General features: G+C 36.7%; 18 protein-coding genes and 1 riboswitch. Of the genes, 9 read left to right on the top strand and 9 right to left on the bottom strand.

What is annotated here, in order from left to right; translation table 11 throughout:
- Positions 1 to 81: 81 nt before the first annotated feature.
- The 3 genes from J2X31_RS05515 to can all read left to right on the top strand — a co-directional run bounded on the left by J2X31_RS05515 (position 82) and on the right by can (position 2,990).
- Positions 82 to 366 (top strand): hypothetical protein, encoded by a 285-nt coding sequence (locus J2X31_RS05515; RefSeq protein ID WP_310025095.1) that lies wholly within the window; start codon positions 82 to 84, stop codon positions 364 to 366.
- A gap of 91 nt (positions 367 to 457) precedes the next feature.
- A complete protein-coding gene (locus J2X31_RS05510) occupies positions 458 to 2,314 on the top strand; it encodes a SulP family inorganic anion transporter (RefSeq protein WP_310025093.1) in 1,857 nt (618 codons plus the stop codon).
- A 40-nt stretch (positions 2,315 to 2,354) separates the two neighbouring features.
- Positions 2,355 to 2,990 carry a carbonate dehydratase gene (gene can, locus J2X31_RS05505; protein WP_310025091.1) on the top strand — a complete coding sequence of 212 codons (636 nt, stop codon included), beginning with the start codon at positions 2,355 to 2,357 and terminating at the stop codon, positions 2,988 to 2,990.
- A 42-nt stretch (positions 2,991 to 3,032) separates the two neighbouring features.
- On the opposite strand, the gene J2X31_RS05500 is transcribed toward can, so the two are convergent.
- The 4 genes from J2X31_RS05500 to J2X31_RS05485 are packed head-to-tail and all read right to left on the bottom strand — an operon-like array spanning position 3,033 to position 5,708.
- Positions 3,033 to 4,229 (bottom strand): LETM1-related biofilm-associated protein, encoded by a 1,197-nt coding sequence (locus J2X31_RS05500; RefSeq protein WP_310025090.1) that lies wholly within the window; start codon positions 4,227 to 4,229, stop codon positions 3,033 to 3,035.
- Between the two features lie 53 nt (positions 4,230 to 4,282).
- A complete protein-coding gene (locus J2X31_RS05495; protein ID WP_310025089.1) occupies positions 4,283 to 4,729 on the bottom strand; it encodes a sensor of ECF-type sigma factor in 447 nt (148 codons plus the stop codon).
- On the bottom strand, positions 4,716 to 5,135 hold the full coding sequence (locus J2X31_RS05490) for a hypothetical protein (RefSeq protein ID WP_310025088.1): 420 nt from the start codon (positions 5,133 to 5,135) through the stop codon (positions 4,716 to 4,718). The genes J2X31_RS05495 and J2X31_RS05490 overlap by 14 nt, the downstream gene beginning before the upstream one ends.
- Positions 5,136 to 5,165: 30 nt before the next feature.
- The gene (locus tag J2X31_RS05485) at positions 5,166 to 5,708 is read right to left on the bottom strand and encodes an RNA polymerase sigma factor (RefSeq protein WP_310025087.1); all 543 of its coding nucleotides are present in this window, start codon (positions 5,706 to 5,708) and stop codon (positions 5,166 to 5,168) included.
- Positions 5,709 to 6,112: 404 nt separating this feature from the next.
- Between J2X31_RS05485 and J2X31_RS05480 the strand changes: the two genes are divergently transcribed.
- From J2X31_RS05480 to kdsB, 3 genes are read left to right on the top strand one after another with little or no spacing between them, the layout of a single operon-like run.
- Positions 6,113 to 7,537, top strand: a complete 1,425-nt coding sequence (locus tag J2X31_RS05480; protein ID WP_310025086.1) for an ATP-dependent DNA helicase — start codon at positions 6,113 to 6,115, stop codon at positions 7,535 to 7,537.
- Between the two features lie 40 nt (positions 7,538 to 7,577).
- Positions 7,578 to 7,958, top strand: coding sequence for a hypothetical protein (locus tag J2X31_RS05475; protein ID WP_310025085.1), 381 nt, complete (start codon positions 7,578 to 7,580; stop codon positions 7,956 to 7,958).
- Positions 7,959 to 8,001: 43 nt separating this feature from the next.
- Positions 8,002 to 8,727, top strand: a complete 726-nt coding sequence (kdsB, locus tag J2X31_RS05470; protein ID WP_310025084.1) for a 3-deoxy-manno-octulosonate cytidylyltransferase — start codon at positions 8,002 to 8,004, stop codon at positions 8,725 to 8,727.
- Between the two features lie 128 nt (positions 8,728 to 8,855).
- Here kdsB and J2X31_RS05465 read toward each other — a convergent pair whose 3' ends face one another.
- Positions 8,856 to 10,052 (bottom strand): homoserine dehydrogenase, encoded by a 1,197-nt coding sequence (locus tag J2X31_RS05465; RefSeq protein ID WP_310025083.1) that lies wholly within the window; start codon positions 10,050 to 10,052, stop codon positions 8,856 to 8,858.
- 340 nt (positions 10,053 to 10,392) lie between these two features.
- Positions 10,393 to 11,571 (bottom strand): trans-sulfuration enzyme family protein, encoded by a 1,179-nt coding sequence (locus J2X31_RS05460; protein WP_310025082.1) that lies wholly within the window; start codon positions 11,569 to 11,571, stop codon positions 10,393 to 10,395.
- Between the two features lie 147 nt (positions 11,572 to 11,718).
- Positions 11,719 to 11,830, bottom strand: a riboswitch (SAM riboswitch).
- Between the two features lie 228 nt (positions 11,831 to 12,058).
- Between J2X31_RS05460 and J2X31_RS05455 the strand changes: the two genes are divergently transcribed.
- The 3 genes from J2X31_RS05455 (at position 12,059) to J2X31_RS05445 (ending at position 15,526) form a co-directional block, all read left to right on the top strand.
- The gene (locus tag J2X31_RS05455) at positions 12,059 to 13,681 is read left to right on the top strand and encodes a S8 family serine peptidase (protein WP_310025081.1); all 1,623 of its coding nucleotides are present in this window, start codon (positions 12,059 to 12,061) and stop codon (positions 13,679 to 13,681) included.
- 2 nt (positions 13,682 to 13,683) lie between these two features.
- Positions 13,684 to 14,418 (top strand): DUF4184 family protein, encoded by a 735-nt coding sequence (locus J2X31_RS05450; RefSeq protein WP_310025080.1) that lies wholly within the window; start codon positions 13,684 to 13,686, stop codon positions 14,416 to 14,418.
- A 169-nt stretch (positions 14,419 to 14,587) separates the two neighbouring features.
- A complete protein-coding gene (locus J2X31_RS05445) occupies positions 14,588 to 15,526 on the top strand; it encodes an NAD(P)H-dependent flavin oxidoreductase (protein ID WP_310025079.1) in 939 nt (312 codons plus the stop codon).
- A 109-nt stretch (positions 15,527 to 15,635) separates the two neighbouring features.
- Here the strand turns inward: J2X31_RS05445 and J2X31_RS05440 are convergent, their stop codons facing one another.
- The 3 genes from J2X31_RS05440 to lysA form a co-directional block, all read right to left on the bottom strand.
- Positions 15,636 to 16,268, bottom strand: a complete 633-nt coding sequence (locus J2X31_RS05440) for a carbonic anhydrase (protein ID WP_310025078.1) — start codon at positions 16,266 to 16,268, stop codon at positions 15,636 to 15,638.
- Between the two features lie 11 nt (positions 16,269 to 16,279).
- Positions 16,280 to 17,698 carry an alkaline phosphatase gene (locus J2X31_RS05435; protein WP_310025077.1) on the bottom strand — a complete coding sequence of 473 codons (1,419 nt, stop codon included), beginning with the start codon at positions 17,696 to 17,698 and terminating at the stop codon, positions 16,280 to 16,282.
- A 389-nt stretch (positions 17,699 to 18,087) separates the two neighbouring features.
- A complete protein-coding gene (gene lysA, locus J2X31_RS05430) occupies positions 18,088 to 19,311 on the bottom strand; it encodes a diaminopimelate decarboxylase (protein ID WP_310025076.1) in 1,224 nt (407 codons plus the stop codon).
- Positions 19,312 to 19,391: the final 80 nt, after the last annotated feature.

The following is a 19,391-nucleotide window of genomic DNA, read 5'->3' as shown; positions in this document are numbered from 1 at the left end:
GCTTTTTTATTGTTGTTAAATTTTAATTAAATTACTACTTTTAGTTTTTAATTAGAGGACATTCCTACTATTTTTGCGAATATGAAACTAGCAGTCAAACTTGTATTGATAATGTTTATCACATTTTTATCGACTCCCACAATTGTGAGCTTGATAAAACACAATTGTGACACGACTATTTTTTACAGCATGTCCGAAGAAGAGCAAGTTCATAAAGAATTAAAAGAAATTAAAGCAGAGATAAAGTTTACTGCAATCAATCTGTTTAAGATTTCTAAAATGTCTTCAAGCCTTATCATATCTGAAAATTTGTTGAAGCATGATAACGTTTCATCTTCCATATTTTCACCTCCACCTAACGTTTAATACAATTTTAGATTCAAATTTATTTTTGAATCTCCAAACCTTGTTTTCAAAAGAAGGTTAAAATCTTTGTATTCAATTTTAGTTAGGTATTATGACAAAAAAAATTAATCTTTTTGCCAACCTTAAATCCGATTTCGCATCTGGTTTAGTGGTTTTTTTGGTGGCACTTCCATTGTGTTTAGGAATCGCTTTAGCTTCTGGGGCACCACCGTTATCAGGAATTATTTCAGGTATTGTAGGAGGTATCGTGGTTGGTTTTCTAAGTAAATCACACCTAAGCGTTTCTGGACCTGCAGCAGGTTTAACGGCAATTGTCTTAACAGCAATTACCGATTTAGGTGCTTTTAATATATTCCTAACTGCGGTTTTGATATCAGGTATAATCCAGCTGATTCTTGGGTTTGTCAGAGCCGGAAGCATATCAAATTATTTTCCGACAAACGTAATCGAAGGAATGCTCGCCGGTATTGGTGTTATCATTATCCTAAAGCAAATCCCTCATGCAATTGGGTATGACGCTGATTTTGAAGGAGACGAAAGCTTTATTCAAAACGATGGAGGCAATACCTTTTCTTCCATAATGGGGTCTCTAGATTATATCCAGCTAGGTTCGGTAATTGTTACTTTAGTGTCGTTGGCAATCCTTATTTCTTGGGACAAGGTTGCTTTTCTGAAAAAACTAAAACTAGTACCAGCTGCTTTGGTGGCGGTTGTTGTCGGGATACTTTTGAACGAGTTTTTCACAGCTTCAGGGAGTTCGCTTGCCATATCAAAAGATCATTTAGTTTCATTACCAGTTCCTACCAGCTTAGAAGATTTCAAAAACATCATCGTTTTGCCAGATTTTGCAGGATTTATGAATTCTAAAGTTTGGATCGTTGGAGCGACCATCGCAATCGTAGCTTCAATCGAAACCCTTTTATGTATTGAAGCTGCCGATAGAATGGACGTCCAAAAAAGATATACCGATACTAATGTTGAATTAAAAGCACAAGGAATTGGTAATATGTTGAGTGCTCTTCTAGGAGGTTTGCCAATGACTTCGGTTGTTGTTCGAACTTCAGCCAATAACAATGCTGGTGCAAAATCAAAAATGTCGGCTATCATTCATGGTGTTTTATTGCTAATTAGTGTTCTGGCTATACCCTTTTTATTGAATAAAATTCCGTTGGCAACTTTAGCGGCTGTGCTTTTATTGGTAGGTTATAAATTGGCAGTTCCAAACATCAAGCACTTCGCTTCCTACATGCCAAAGGAAGTAAACTTTTTGATTATCGCTTTAGTTACCATAAAAATTGCTTATGATGTAACACATATAGCTGGTATTGCAGTAATAATTTGTGCCGTTATTTCCCTAGCAATCTTGGCTTATTGTATTTATAAATTCACAAAAGTTATTGAATTTAGAAAAATGATAACCCGAAACCAATATCTATACTTTCCATTTTTTGCAACAACAATCGCTGTAGTCTTTACAGATTTGCTAAAAGGTGTAGCCCTAGGTATCATCATCAGTATCATTTTTATTTTAAGAGGAAATCTGAAAAGAGCCTACCGTTTTAGAAAAGAAAAATTCGAAGACGGTGATGTTATCCGAATAGATTTAGCACAAGAGGTGTCCTTTTTGAATAAGGCGGCCATAAAAACTACCTTATCAGAAATTCCAGAAAATTCAAGAGTTGTAATCAATGCTTCAGATACAGTTTATATCGCACATGATGTCTTAGATTTAATCCAAGAATTTGCAACCATAAGAGCGGCAGAAGATAATATCAAGGTAAAATTGAAAGGTTTTAAAAAGGCCTACGAACTAGACGATATCAACGATGAAAGCAATCATGTCTTTTTTGAAAGCTATGAAGAAGCACAATTAAGAAAACAAGCAAAAATGGATTACAATCAATGTATTGCCATACTTGAAGAAAAAAGAAAAACAGAAGAAAAATAAATACAGTAAAAAAATATTTATAATTTAAAAATTAAAAAAGATGAGCGATTTTTATAAAAAAATAATTGACGGAAACAAAAAATGGGTTGAAACAAAAATCAACCAAGACCCACAATATTTTGAAAAACTTTCACACGGACAATCACCACCTCTTTTATGGATTGGATGTTCGGACAGCCGTGTTCCTGCGAATGAAGTAATTGGAGCACAACCGGGCGAAGTTTTCGTTCACAGAAACATTGCGAATATGGTAGTACATTCAGATATGAACATGTTGAGCGTTTTGGATTATGCCGTAAATGTTCTGAAAGTGCAGCATGTAATCGTTTGTGGACATTACGGTTGTGGTGGAGTGAAAGCGGCAATGGGGAATGATTCTATCGGATTAATCGACAATTGGATCCGTCATATCAAAGATGTTTACAGACACCACCATGAATATTTGGATTCCATCAAAGACGAAAAAGACAGGTTCAATGCTTTTGTAGAATTGAATGTTAAGGAGCAGGTTCTGGACCTTGCCAAAACTTCAATCGTTCAAGGAGCTTGGAAAAACGGTCAAGACCTGAACCTTCACGGATGGGTTTATGGTTTGGATTCAGGAATTGTAAAGGATTTGGAAGTAAACCTTTCTTCTAATAAAGATTTAGATACTGTCTATCAGTTACAGTTTTAAAAGTAATTATAAAGTTAAAAAATCCACTCTCGAGTGGATTTTTTATTCCTCCAAATTCTCATTAAATGCCGAAGGAAGCATTTTTGGAATAAATTTTATTAGGATTGGCAACAGCAAACTTCCGCCAGGCAAAAGGAAGATCGTCAATGATGGTATGGTTTTACAAATCTCAAGCAATTGCTTCTTCACCTTTTTCTTTTCCTTTTCGTCCAAATCCCTTTTGGCAGAATGGGCCAGTAAAACCATCAATTCGCCACTTTGGGAAATTTCCTTCATCAGCCTGTTTTTATTTCGCGTAATCAAAACCACAACCGTTTGAGTTGCCTGATCGTAAAAATGTTTTACAGGATTCGAGTAATTGAAATAAGGAATTTCTTTTTTATGCTTTTCGATAAAATAATCGGTAGTCGTGATACTCTCTGCAACAAAATCTTTTGAAACGCCCATCAAATCGGCCAATTGATAAAGAAAGGAAGCCTCGTCTTTTTCCATATTTTCATCATTCCACAAAGCCATTCCCGCCATATCAATGAGGTAATATTGTTCCAAGTTATCTTTGAAATAATCCAACTCCAATGCCTCAAGATTTTCTACATTGATTTTTGAGAATTTCGTAAAACGAACCGATGCTTCAAAAAGTTTGGTCAGAAGCTCGTCATATTTTGATGGATTATTTTTTGTTTTAAGTGCCAACGAAACAATACTCACAATCGTTTCCTCCAGTTTCTTCAAATAATTATGCGGAATACTTCCGTTAATCAAATATTGCCTGAAAGCCAAAACATCTTCAAAAAGAAGTGCATTGGTCAGGATGTGCGAGAAATTTTTACTGATGATGTTGTCGTTCGTCTGAACCCTTTCGTCAATCATCTTCTCAAGTTCCTGCGATAGAGAACTCCCAGGAAGCATTTTTTTTAACAAACTGAAACCTTCCGGATGCATTTCCTTATAAAACAAAACCGCCTTTTCAATAAATAGTTTAGGGTCGCTTTCGTGTGTCACCATCCCGAAAACGCTGTACAAAGTGTTCAGTAAAGCCACTTTCGAAATCTCTTCAGAAGTCCAACCTTTTGAATTTATAGGAGTGGTTGTGTCAAACGAAACGATATGCCCATAAACAAATCCCGTCTCGCGAATCTTTTTATAAAATAAATCAGAATAGCCCACGACAGGAAGCAGAAGAGGTTTCTGCTCTGCAAAAAATTTGTCAATCCAGCCGTTTGCCGAAGCATTAATCATTTCGCATTATTTTATGCAAAGCTATCTCTTTTTTTGAGAAATTCGCAACAAAATCAATCTCTTTTACCCTTGTTTTTGTACTGTCGCAACAAGGTTTTATTAAAGTCGTCTTCGGCTTTTTTGAGCTTCAAAATCTTCACCGGACTCAAAACCGTTTTCAAGCTCGCCATAAATTTTTTACGGTTCTGATACAAGTCGTCTTCAACACTTTCAATCTGAACAATCATAGCCGAAGCTTGCTTATCTGTTAGATTATCAACAGATTCCGAATCCAATTTATCCTTGATCATCTTCATCTTTTCATGACGCAACTCAAATTGCTTGGCATCATAGGCATTATAAATCGGCCAAAACTTCTCCGCTTCAGTGGCTGTAAGCGACAAGTTATTGGTCAAGTAGGCCACTTTCAAGGCTTTCACTTTTTCCTTCTTCGGCCCTTGGGCATAAAATGAAAAGGAAATCAGGAGCATCAGGGCAAGTATAAATTTATTCGTTTTCATAAATATAATTTTCAAAGTTGTTATTTGTAGTCAAAATATCTTCAATTGTTTTATCTTCCAAAGCCAAATCCATATCAAGGCTCTGAATATCCTCGCTGTCTAGCAAATTAATCAAATCATACTGCGAAATATTCGACTGGTAGGCCAGATAGTTTTCCATCGAAACCGCATCAATTTCTCCGTTATTTGAAGTATAATTAAAGTAAACAGGAACCATCAAAGCCAAGACTAAAACCGCCACGGCACTCATCATCCAAGTTCTCCTTCTAGCAAAAAGCGGAATCACTTTTGGTTCCTGAACAGGCAAATGCTGCATCATTTTCAGCTGAAAATCATCAAAATAACCCTCTGGAGTTTTAAATCCAGTGCCAATTTTTGGTTCTTTATCTAAATTAAAATCATTCATAATCATAAGACGTTTATTAGTAGCAAAGGTTTAATCCCTTTTCATAAAATCCTCAATTTTTTTCACCGCATGAAAGTACGAAGCCTTCAATCCGCCAACCGAAGTTCCCAGTATTTCCGATATCTCCTCATATTTCATCTCCTGAAAATACTTCATCTTAAAAACAAGCTGTTGCTTTTCAGGAAGTTCCACAATTGCTTTTTGGAGTTTCAAATGAACCGCATCGCCATCAAAATAATCATCGGCCCTCAAATTCTCCACCTGCTTCTGCTGGAAAGCCTCACTCGTTTGTCCGTTTCGCTTCGCCTTTGCATTAATAAAAGTGATGGATTCGTTCGTTGCAATTCTGTAAATCCACGAAAACAACTTACTATCTCCCTTAAAATTCTTCAAATTCTGATACACCTTCACAAACGTATTCTGCAAAACATCATCAGCATCATCGTGGTTCAAAACAATATTCCGAATGTGCGAATAAAGCGGACGTTTAAAATCAGCCAATAGCCGTTCAAACGCAACATTTTGCGTCTTCGTGTCCAGCAAAGCCTTTATAAAATCCTTTTCGTTCTCCAAAACCAATCGTTTTCAATTTGACTAAAGATAAGCCAAAAGGTTTAATGTAGTTGTATTTTTAGGAGCAAAAACTTCGGGCATCTTTTTCACATCGTCCCGCCTTCCTTCCAAATCTTTTCTTTTTTTAAAGGAAAAAAAGAAAAGGATTTTCCTTCCAGTCGGGGCTAAACCCAATGGCTTTTTCCTTTTTTAATCTTTCTGACCAATATTGTCGAAAAACCTAATGAATAATTTTTGCCTCAGATTCCACAGATTTTAAAACCAATCTGTAAAATTTTTTTTAATCTGTGAGAATCTGTGGAATCTGTGGCAAAAAAACTTTTCTATTTTATAAGAGAATAATCTGTGAATCAGTGGCAAAAAAACAATTCAAAATCCCTTAACTTTGCCCTAAACACATTCCAATGATTTCTGCCCAATTCTATAAGATATTAAGCCAAAGCTTCCCATTCAGCCCAACCTATAAGCAGGACATCTTCTTCCAGCAAATCGCAGAATTCATCACCAATGAAAACCAGGACGAAATCTTTGTCCTAAAAGGATATGCCGGAACCGGAAAAACGACCGTAATTTCAAACATCGTCAACAATCTTATAGAAGTCAAAAAAAAATACGTCTTGTTGGCTCCAACAGGTCGAGCCGCCAAGGTAATCGCCAATTATTCCAACAAGCCCGCCTTTACCATCCATAAAAAAATATATTTCCCCAAGAAAGGAGCAGGAGGAGGCGTGACCTTCACTATGCAACAAAACAAACACAAGAACACCATCTTCATCGTCGATGAATCTTCTATGATTTCCGATTCAGATTCAGGTGATAAGATGTATGCAAACGGTTCACTTCTGGACGACCTTATATTTTACGTCTATACCGGACACAATTGCAAGATGATTCTGCTTGGCGACACAGCCCAGCTTCCGCCCGTAAACATGGACATTTCTCCAGCTTTAGATATTGATTCGCTTTCCTTGCATTACGACAAGGAAGTAAAATCTATAGAATTAGATGAAGTAATGCGTCAGGAGGAAAACTCTGGAATCCTCTTCAACGCCACCGAACTCCGTGATTTATTAAAGGACGATTTATACGATACGTTTCAATTCAAATTAAAGGGTTTCAAGGACATCGTTCGCCTTACAGATGGCTATGATATTCAGGACGCCATCAATTCGGCTTATAGCAATTATAGTATAGAAGATACCGCTTTTATTGTTCGTTCCAATAAAAGGGCCAACCAATACAACCAGCAAATCCGCACCCGAATCCTCGACAAGGAAAGCGAATTATCAACCGGAGATTTCCTGATGGTCGTAAAAAATAATTACTTTTGGCTCAAGGAAACCGACGAGGCAGGATTTATTGCCAATGGCGATATCATCGAGGTTTTGGAAATGTTTGGCATCATGGAACTCTACGGATTCAAATTCGCAAAGGTCAAAATCCGAATGGTCGATTATCCCAACCAGATTCCGTTTGAAACCATCCTATTATTGGACACCATTACAAGCGAATCACCGTCCTTAACCTACGAAGAATCCAACCGATTGTACCAGGAAGTGATGAAGGATTACGAAAATGAAACCACCAAATATAAGAGGTTCCAAAAAGTAAAGGAGAATGAGTTTTTCAATGCATTGCAAGTCAAGTTTTCCTATGCCATCACTTGCCATAAATCGCAAGGAGGCCAATGGAATACGGTTTTTATCGAACAACCGTATTTACCGGATGGCATCAACAAGGATTATGTAAGATGGCTGTATACCGCTATCACCAGAGCAAAAGATAAATTATATTTGATAGGATTTAAGGATGAGTATTTTATAGAATAGTATTGATTATTTTTAGTTGGAATTAATTGTAAATAATATAATGAAAAGATTAACAACAATATTCTTTATGTTTTTGACATTGCAAATAGCTTTTGCTCAAGAACCAGAATCGCTCATTAAACAGAAGATTGTTGATAAGTCAGAAGTTGTAATTGAGAAAATAGGGAACAGAGGATTGCTCTCGAAAACAGGAAATGTTTATTTTGTTGAAGATGATTTACAAACAATAACTGCTTATGGGAATCAGAAAAAAATATGGCAGATAAATATTTTAAAAATATTAGGAAAGCCTGAAGTTGGAAAGCCATTTATTCGATATTTAATACTAAGCGATACAAATTTAACGGTCATTTATGGAAAGCATAGTTTTGCAAAGTTAAGCTTAATAGATGGTAGCATAATATCTTTCGGCTCAGATTAAAACTTAGCAAAAACATAAAACATATAAATTACAACAAATAACAATGAAAGTAATTGCCGTCATACCAGCAAGATACGCCTCAACAAGATTTCCCGCAAAATTAATGCAGGATTTGGGAGGCAAAACCGTTATTTTAAGAACTTATGAAGCCAGTGTCGCCACAGGATTGTTCGATGATGTCTTTGTAGTAACCGATTCCGATTTGATTTACAACGAAATCATTTCAAACGGCGGAAAAGCCATCATGAGCATCAAGGAACACGAATCTGGAAGCGACCGAATTGCCGAAGCCGTTGCCGATATTGATGCTGACATCGTAGTAAACGTACAAGGCGATGAACCGTTTACAGAAAAAGGTCCGTTGGAACAAGTACTTTCCGTCTTTAAAAATGACCTTGATAAAAAGATAGATTTAGCTTCCCTGATGCGCGAAATCACCAACGAAGACGACATCAATAATCCCAACAATGTAAAGGTTGTAGTAGATCAGAATGATTTCGCCTTATATTTTTCCCGCTCTGTGATTCCTTATCCAAGAGAAAAAAATGTGGGTGTTCGCTATTTCCAACACATAGGAATTTACGCCTTCCGCAAACAAGCTATTATGGATTTCTACAGCCTTCCGATGAAATCTCTGGAAGCTTCAGAAAAACTGGAACAATTACGCTACCTAGAATTCGGAAAAAGAATTAAAATGGTGGAAACCACTCATGTCAGCATCGGAATTGATACTCCTGAAGATTTAGAAAAGGCTAGGAAGATGTTATAAAAGTTGATTGAGATATTAAAGTAAACCTTTCTAAAAATATAAAACTTTGCGTCTTAGCGACTTTGCGAGAAATAGTTACTCGCAAAGTCGCTAAGACGCAAAGCTGGTAAAAAGATAGCTTTGAAATATCAATTTTGTACTTCCAACAATACAAAAGATTTTTCAAAGCTTTCATCAAAGTGAATGCTTCTCAAATTCTCCAAAGAAATTGTCCCGGTAATGTAACCCGATTCGTGGTTCAAATACGACTCATCAATATTTAAAAAATGTTTCTTCAAAGTGATAGCATCTTCCACTTGATGACGCAAAAACACCTTCAAGTTCACATCATCCGACAAACTCAAATTCTCTTGTTGTGCAATTTTTTTATATTCATATTGATAATCATAACTCAAAGCCGAAATATCACTCAAAACCGCAGAAGCAGTAGGATGAGCTCCGGCACCTTTGCCTACAAAAAACTGTTCGTCGGCAAAACTCGTCTTCGTAATCACACCATTAAAAACATCATCCACATTAAACAATCGGTCTTCTGAATCAATAAATTTCGGAATTACGAATGCCGAAATTGTCCCATCTGCATTCTTGAAAGCCTGTGCCACCAATTTAATTTTCAATCCTTTTTCACGGGCATATTTTAACTCCAAACCACCAATTGAGTTGATGCCAATATTCAGTAAATCATCAGGTTTTGCAATGTATCCGAAAGAATGTGCCAACAAAATCAGCAATTTATATTTCGCATCAAAACCACCTGTGTCCAAAATCGGATTACTTTCGGCAAAACCTTTATCCTGAGCCTCTTTCAATGCCTCTTCATACGACAAATTATCCTTAAATGTCTTCGTCAAAATATAATTTGTCGACCCATTCACAATCCCCTGAATCGATTCCAAAAGGTCATTGTCATAATATTCCTCAAGATTTCTGATGATGGGAATACTGGCACAACAAGCCGCTTCATACAACAACGGAACCTGATATTCACGTTGCAATTCAAGCAATTCCTCAAAATGTTCCGCAATCATTTTCTTGTTGGCCGAAACCACCGCTTTTCCGCTTTTCAAAGCACGCGTCACAATTTCATAAGCCGCTTCAGCATCATCAATCAGCTCCACAATCACATTTATTTCGGGATCATTAAAAATATCTTCCTTGTTGAACGTAAAATTTTCAGCGCCAATTTCACGCTTCTTATCCTTATCCTTGACACAAATATTCTTAATGTTGGCCTTCAAACCAGGCGTTTTTTGCAACACCTCATACAATCCAAAACCTACACATCCAAACCCGAACAAACCTATATTTAATTTTTTTCTTGACATTTTCTTTTATTTTTTTATTCAACACGAATCACACTAATTTTCACGAACAAAAATTTGTGCTAATTTGTGCAATTCGTGTTATATTTTTTTTGGAGCAAAACCCAAGGCATCTTCTCAATCCATTTTCCCGCTTTCCACTACTATCTTTTTGTTCCGAACCCCGGAACAAAAAGGATAGTAGCTACAATCGGGGCTAGATGAAATCTTTAGGTATTTTTTAAACTTTTTGACAAACTGTTGCTGTTCTCCTGCAAGGTTTTCAAAACCTTGTAGGTCTTTTTTTCGCAAAGCTTTTTTAGATTATACCTACAAGGTTTTGAAAACCTTGCAGGAAATTCGTTTAGTTCAACGACGAAGCAGTTTCTACATTCACTTTAACCGCATTTTCAATCGCCTGTTTCAAATCGGCAATCAAATCATCAGCATCTTCCAAACCAACAGAAAGACGGATCAAGCTATCGGTAACACCAGACTGGTATCTTTTTTCAACCGGAATCGATTTATGCGTCATTTCGCAAGGCAAACAACACAAGCTTTTCACGCCACCCAAACTTTCTGCGAGTTTGAATAATTTTGTTCCCGAAACAATTCTCGAAGCCAATTCCTTATCATCAATCACCAAATCGAAAGTGACAACACCACCAAAATATTTCTGTTGGCTTTTTGCAATTTCGTGGTTCTGATGTGTTTTCAAACCAGGATAAAAAACGTTTTTGATTAGTTTTTCAGTTGTCAAGAATTCAGCCACTTTCTGTGCATTTTCAGCATGTTGCTTGATTCTCAAACTCAAAGTTTCAATTCCTCGGATCACCAACCAGCTGTCGAATGGCCCAAGTATGGCACCCGAAGCATTTTGTATAAATTTGATTTTAGCACCCAATTCTTCCGTAGCGGTAATAACCAAGCCGGCAATCAAATCGCTATGTCCAGAAATGTATTTTGTAGCACTGTGAACAATTAAATCCGCTCCATATTCAATTGGTTTTTGGGCAATTGGCGAAGCAAAAGTATTGTCAACACAAAATAAAACATTGTGTTCTTTTGCAATTTTTCCAATCGCTCTCAAATCGGCAATCTTCAAGGTTGGGTTGGTTGGCGATTCAATCCAAATCAAAGCCGTCTTGTCTGAAATGGCATTGGCAACATTTTGGGCATCTGTCGCGTCAACATATTTAATACTGATTCCGAATTTCTCATAAATGTGCGTGAATAAGCGGAAAGCTCCACCATAAATGTCATCAACTGCAATAATTTCGTCTCCAGTTTTCAACAATTTCACAACTGCATCGATGGCAGCCAAACCGCTTGAAAAGGCATAACCATTTGTTCCGTTTTCTAATTTGGCAGCCAAATCTTCCAAGACCTTTCTCGTCGGATTGTTGCTTCTTGCGTAATCGAAACCTTTGTGAACGCCAGGTTCTTCTTGTACGAAAGTTGAAGTTTGGTAAATCGGCACCGAGATTGAACCGGTTAATTCGTCTACTGGAATGTAGTTTAGGATTTGTGTTTGCTCTTGCATCTTTAAAATTTTTAATGTTTGTAAATATTTTTTTTGTTGATTAAAAAAAACATTCAAAACCAGATATCAGAGGAGCATAAACAAAAAATGCTCTTCCGATAAGTCAGAAGAGCATATAATATTTTGAGGTATTATAAACAATTTCTAAGCTTATCTTTCCCCGCCATTGGCAAGGGTTGAAGGTAGCACCTTAAACACAAAAGTGATCAGGTTGCTAAGACGTCATCGGGTCAATTCCCTCGGTCTTTCTGGATAAGAATAATTTTTTAAAGAACTTGAGTGCAAATTTAGAGCATAAAAATTTATAAATCCAAATAAATTTTGAATTATTTTTTAAATCATTGAATTTAAGTGTTTTAAATATGTATTTGATTGGTTTATTTACAATTAATTTTTTATTTCGAGGTTGATACTGTTATTAAAACATCCTAAAAATATCAATAACAATTCGTAAATTTGAAACTTATTGAGTCGTTCAAAAAATCCTATGAAAAAATATTTACTACTTTTTTTTCTTCAAATCACTGCTTTTTCATTTGCCCAAATTGAAGATGCCTGGGTATATTTTAACGATAAGCCAGATACAGCTTTTTACCTTGAAAATCCATTGGAAATGCTCTCGCAAAGAGCTTTGGATAGGAGGAATTTGCAAAATATTCCATTGGATGAAAAAGATGTACCAATTGCCATTTCATACATCGAACAAATTACAAATTCAGTTGGAATTACCGTAATGGCGAAATCAAAATGGCTGAATGCCTTGCACATTCGCGGAACAATTTTGGACATACAAAACCTTGAAAATTTAGAATTCGTAGATCATGTGGATTTTGCAAATAAAAGCCTCAATAATGGAAATTTAGAGCGAAATGCCAATCAGCAACGAGCAAGTAATGTTAATAAAAACCTCGAAGCTTTAGTGACTTTTGGTTACGGAAATTCAAACATTCAGATTGAAATGCTCAACGGACATCTGCTTCACGAACAGGACTTTACAGGAACTGGAAAGATAATTGCAGTTATGGATACTGGTTTTGTGGGTGTTGATGTGACGAGTCCATTTCAAAGAATGCAGGAGAATAATCTGATTTTAGGAGGTTATGATTTTGTAAATTCAAGCACCAATTTTTATGGTGGTGGATCTCACGGAACGATGGTACTTTCCACAATGGGAGGTTTTGTAGAAAATCAACTTGTTGGAACGGCTCCTGATGCTCATTATTGTCTTTTTGTAACGGAAGATATCAATGGAGAAAATCCAGTTGAAGAATCTTTTTGGGTTGAAGCGGCTGAAATGGCGGATAGTTTGGGTGTGGATATCATCAATACTTCGTTGGGTTATTTTGGCTATGATAATCCTGATTACAGCTATACTTATGAAGATATAAATGGCACAACTTCGTTTATTTCAAGAGGTTCAGAAGTTGCCTTTTCCCGTGGGATGATTTGTGTTACTTCGGGTGGAAATTCAGGAACTACCGAGAATCCTCATATTGCAGTTCCAGCTGATGCAGAACATACTTTAGCCGTTGGAGCCGTTATGCCTGATGAAAGCTATGCGACTTTCAGTTCCATCGGGCCTTCTTTTGACGGAAGGGTCAAACCGGATGTGATGGCACAAGGTAAAAATGCTGTTGTTTCGAATGCCATTGGAGAGATTGTAACATCCGATGGGACTTCGTTTTCAGGTCCCATTACTGCAGGATTGGTGGCTTGTTTATGGCAAGCTTTGCCTGATAAAACCAATGCAGAAATCATACAGTTGATAAAAGAATCTGCAAATTTATATGCTACTCCGAATGCTCAATTTGGGTATGGAATTCCCGATTTTGATTTGATTATTCAGAATGCTTTAGGAGCGAATTCATTTGTTGAAAATAAATTTATTGTGTATCCAAATCCTGTTGAAAATGTATTGAATTTGAGTTTTTCAAAAGGCTTTAAAACTGGAGAAATCAGTATTTACAATAGTTTAGGACAAAGGGTTTTATTGGAAAAAATGAACGCTAATCTATCTCATTTATCTTTGGAAGATCTTGCTTCTGGAATTTATTTTTATGAAATAGTTTCTGGGGATGTTTCACAGAAAGGGAAATTAATAAAGAAATAAAGATGCCGTTTACATTTTCTCATCCGGCAATTGTTTTGCCTTTGGCTCTTTTGCCTAAACGATTTTTCTCTTTAACCGGACTTGTGGTTGGAAGTATGATTCCTGATTTTGAGTACTTTTTAAGAATGAAACTACAGAGCAATTATAGCCACACTTTAGAAGGTGTTTTTTGGTTTGACTTACCTCTTGGAATCTTGGCGTCGTTCGCATTTCATAATTTTGTGAAGAAGAGTTTTATTGATAATTTACCTTTATTTTTAAAATCAAGATTTTCTATTTTCAAAGCATTTGATTGGAATGCATATTTCATTAAAAATTGGTTGATTATTTGTATCTCAATCCTCATTGGAGCTTTTTCTCATCTTCTTTGGGACAGTTTCACTCATTATGATGGCTATTTTGTGAACAAGTTTCCTATTCTTCAAGACAGTGTCCTTTTTTTAAATTTAGAAATGCCTATTTTAAAGATAGCACAACATGCAAGTACATTCTTGGGTGCGATTTTAATTTTTGTGGTTATAATAAAAATGCCAACACAGGAGATTCAACATCAAAAAATAAACATTAATTATTGGTTCTTTATCTTTATAAGCTCATCGTTAGTTACAATTTTTAAGGTTTGGATTGTAGAGGATCATAAATTTGGAAACTTATTAGTAACTTATATAGCATCGTTATTGTTGTCATTAATTTTTTGCCCATTATTTTTGCCGAAAAAAAAGAACGAAATTTTGTAAGTTTGAAAGTTTAAAAACACAAAAGACGATCCCTTTTAGCCCCGACTGGAGGGAATCTCGTCTTTTGGGATGAGATGGAAGGAAGGCGGGAAAATGGATTGAAGATAAGGCCCAAGCGATTCGCTCCAAATAAAAAATCAATTAGAATATCAATTTTCAATATTTAGAAATGAACAAAATCACAGAATTATTCAATATAAAATACCCAATTATTCAAGGGGGAATGATTTGGAACAGCGGTTATAAATTGGCAAGTGCCGTTAGTAATTCAGGCGGTCTGGGCTTGATTGGTGCGGGTTCGATGTATCCTGATGTTTTGAGGGAACACATCCAGAAATGCAAAAAAGCAACCGATAAACCGTTTGGTGTTAACGTTCCGATGCTGTATCCGAATATCGAAGAAATCATGAATATTATCGTGGAAGAAGGCGTGAAAATCGTTTTTACTTCGGCTGGAAATCCCAAAACGTGGACAGCTTTCTTGAAGGAAAAAGGAATTACGGTCGTTCACGTTGTAAGTAGTTCAAAATTTGCCTTGAAAGCCCAAGAAGCGGGTGTTGATGCGGTCGTAGCCGAAGGTTTTGAAGCCGGTGGACATAACGGCAGGGAAGAAAGTACAACCTTGACATTGATTCCGATGGTTCGTGAAAAAATACAAATCCCGTTGATTGCGGCAGGTGGAATTGCAACTGGAAAAGCGATGTTAGCCACAATGATTCTAGGTGCCGATGGCGTTCAAGTTGGTAGCCGTTTTGCAGCTTCGTTTGAAAGTTCGGCTCACGAAAATTTTAAGCAGACCATTGTGGATTTGGAAGAAGGTGGAACACAAGTTACTTTGAAAGAATTGGCTCCTGTTCGATTAATCAAAAATAAATTCTATCAGGATGTTCAGAATTTGTATGCAAAAGGACCTTCGGTTGAAGATTTGAAGACATTATTAGGAAGAGCTCGTGCAAAACGAGGAATGTTTGAAGGCGATTTGGTGGAAGGCGAACTGGAAATAGGGCAGGTTTCGGGCTTGATTCACGAAATAAAATCGGTTGCAGCTATTGTCGATGATATGATTTCGGAATTTGAAGAGGCGAAGAAAACGATAGTTACATTTTAAATTTAACCGCAAAGGCATAAAGTTTTACGCAAAGTTCGCAAAGCATTATTCAAGAAATAACTTTGTGAACTTTGCGTTTTTTCCTTTGTGTTCTTTGCGGTTAAAATTTTTAATCATGCCCCAAATTATAAATCTCCATAATGTCTTTCAACACATGGTCGAAATCAATTTTTAGGTCGATGAGTTTCCCAGAATGGATATCGAAAACCCAACCATGCACTTTCAAACCTCTTTCTTTATAGGCTTTTTGCACAGCAGCAGTTTTTATCAAGTTGATGCATTGTTCTTGAACATTCAATTCTACCAAACGATTGTAGCGTTGATTTTCATCTTCAATGGCATTCAATTCTTTTTTGTGCAAACGATAGACGTCGCGGATATTTCGCAACCAAGGGTTTAAAATTCCTAAATCTTTAGCTTCCATAGCCGCTTTTACACCTCCACAAAAATAATGTCCACAAACTACAACGTGGTTTACTTTGAGATGTTCAACGGCATAATTCAAAACCGACATCACGTTCAAATCGATACTGATTACCATATTGGCAATGTTTCTGTGAACAAACACTTCGCCAGGTTGAACTCCCATCAAATCTTCGGCAGTGACACGGCTGTCAGAGCATCCAATGTAAAGAATTTCAGGACTTTGACCTTTTGATAAATCAGAAAAATAATCGGGATTAACTGCTAATTTATTTGCAATCCAGTTTTCATTATTCTTAAACACATTTTCTATTTCCATAGTCTAAATTCTTAAAATTTATTCTCGACTTCAGCCGCTTGAAGCATCAGATAATGCAAATCGGTATTCTTGATGAATGGTTTCAAGAGTTCGCTTCCTGGTCCAAACATTGCCAACTCCACATAATCGGCTGAGTGGTCCATACTAATCCAGCCAACAGAATTGGTTTTTTCTTGCATTTCGGCGAAAGCCTTAAATGGCAATTTCTTGTAATTATACAAACCGCCATCTTCCTTGTGCAAACCATCATAATAGCTCAAAACTGTTTTTGCATCTTCTTCATTTACTATAGTTCCATTAGCAAATTCAATGATTTCTCGCACTTGTGCAACCGTCGAAGTAGGGTGAATTTCATTCAAAAGCCATTCGTTTGTGTGTTTGTATTTCTGAATCGAATCAAAATTTGTGTTAGCATTTTTTCCATAAATGATCCCAGGATTTGCATTTCCGTGGTCGGTTGTGATGATAATCAATGTGTTTTTATCCTTTTCAGCAAAATCAATCGCCACTTTCACCGCCTCGTCAAAGGCAACTTGATCATAAAGCAATCCGCCAATATCATTTGCATGAGCTGCCCAATCTACCTTTCCTGCCTCAACCTGAAGTACAAAACCATTCTTGTGATTTTTCATTTTTTCAATGGCTTTCTGCGTCATTTCGGCCAAAGTCGGAGTCGTTTCCTGCAATTTCACATCATTATTTCGATCAATCGAGTAGGGAAGTGCATCTTCTGCAAAAACACCCAAAATAGGTTTTTCATTGTTCGTGTTCATCATCTCCGAGCGGTTTCTCGCCACCTGAAAACCCTTCGATTTGAAAGCCTCCAAAATGTCTTTTTTATCTTTTCTGGTAGCAGGAGAAAAATAATTCAAACCGCCGCCCATCATGATATCAAAACCCAAATCAAGATACATTTCCGCAATATCATCCTGGCTGTTTCTGCTTTTCGTACTCACGCAAAATCCCGCAGGAGTCGCATGCGTGATCGGAACCGTGGTCACGCAACCCGCCATTTTGCCCGATTTTTTAAACTTTTGCCAAATAGGTAAGTTTGTTTCGCCATTCGGGCCAATGTTCAGCGAACCGTTGTTCACTCTAAAACCGCCACCCCAAGACGAACTCGCTGCAGCCGAATCTGTCACAATAGAACTTGCCGAAGCCGTGTCCATCAAAGCTCTCGAAACCCTATTGTCTTTGTATAATTGCATCCAATTTGAGCCTTTTCCCGTCTTCCTGTTCAAATACAAATCCGCCATGTTCAAAGTGCCGCTGCTCATCCCGTCACTCACCAAAATAATGATATTTTTCGCTTTTTTATTCTTGTCCAGACTTTCAAAATCAACATTCTTTGCCGTCAAGTCAAACGGATTCAAAACCGCAGCTCCAATAGTAAATAACGATCCGTTTCTAAAAAACTTCCTTCTATCCATTTCTGTTTGTTTTAGATTCCAAAGATAAAAAACCAAACGCTAACCGATATTATATTTATGTTATTTCAGCACAATTATCAGAAGCGAATCGTTAGGGCATTTTGGGAATCGATTTTCCTGCTGGAGCAACTCGCTTTGTCTCGTTTTTTAAGAACGAGACAAGAGCTCAAACAATTGCACCATCAGGGCTAGGAGGAAACAATTAGAACTTTGGAAACTTTTCCAAAATTGTCCTCCAATCTGGAAGAATTTGTAAAAATTAGTGTAATTCGTGTAAATATTTTAAAAGCAAAAAAATCCAATAAAATGAATTATTGGATTTAGTCCGACAGATTCCTAGGCCTGTCAGTAAACAATCTAAAATTTCGGTTGAAAAAAAGTGCCTAAAACTATACTTCTAGAGCAACCGGAACTTCAAATGGTATTTGGTTTTTAAGTAAATCTTCAAAAGTTTCACGTTGTCTGATCAATACTCCTTTTCCATCAATCCACAACACTTCGGCAGGTTTAAACCTTGAGTTATAATTGGATGCCATCGAAAAGCAATAAGCTCCAGCATTTCTAAACGCCAAAATGTCGCCTTCTTTAATTTCTGATATCTTTCTGTTATTGGCAAAAGTATCCGTTTCACAGATGTATCCAACAACCGTATAAAAACGCTCTTTTGCTTTAGGGTTGGAAACATTCTCAATATGATGCTGTGAACCATAAAACATCGGTCGAATCAAGTGATTGAAACCACTGTCAATTCCAGCAAAAACTGTCGAAGTAGTTTGTTTCACCACATTCACTTTTGCCAAGAAAAAACCAGCCTCACTCACCAAGAATTTTCCTGGCTCAAACGCAAGTGTCAAATCACGGCCATATTCTTTTGCGAAAGCATTGAATCTTTTGGACAGTTTTTTTCCAAGTTCTTCAATATCCGTTTCGATATCGTCTTTTTTATAAGGTACTTTGAAACCGCTTCCAAAGTCAAGAAAATCAAGTTCCTTGAAGTTTTTTGCAGCATCAAAAAGGATTTCGGCGGCATAGAGGAAAACGCCAATATCCAAAATATCAGAACCTGTATGCATGTGAATTCCATTGATGTGCATTCCGGTATTCTCCACAATTCTCAAGATATGCGGCATCTGATGGATCGAAATCCCGAATTTACTATCAATATGTCCTACAGAAATATTGGCATTACCACCTGCCATGACATGTGGATTGATCCTAATACAAACCGGAACAGTTGGATGTTTCGCACCAAAATGCTCCAAGACAGAAAGGTTGTCAATATTAATCTGAACACCTAACTCGGCCACTTCTTCCAATTCTTCAAAAGAAACGCCGTTTGGAGTATAAATAATCCGATCGGGAGTAAAACCAGCATGTAAGCCCAATTGCACTTCCTGAATAGAAACCGTATCCAAACCAGAACCAATCTGTTTCAATAGTTGCAAAATAGCAATATTAGACAAGGCCTTGACAGCATAATTGATTCGAAGGCTTTCCACTTTTGCGAAAGCATCGGTTAGTCTTAAATATTGATTTTTAATTTTTTCAGCATCATAAACATATAGTGGATTACCGAATTCTTCTGCTAACTGAACTAATTCCTTTGGAGACATTTGCATTTAATTTTCAGCAAAAATAGCAAAGAGAATGATACAGAGCAATAGATTATATTAATATTAACAAAATACAACAT

The sequence above is a fragment of the Flavobacterium arsenatis genome, assembly GCF_031456785.1.
Lineage (GTDB): Bacteria > Bacteroidota > Bacteroidia > Flavobacteriales > Flavobacteriaceae > Flavobacterium > Flavobacterium arsenatis.
Note: the sequence above shows the minus strand (reverse complement) of the source record. Positions and strands in the feature narration are given on the sequence as shown.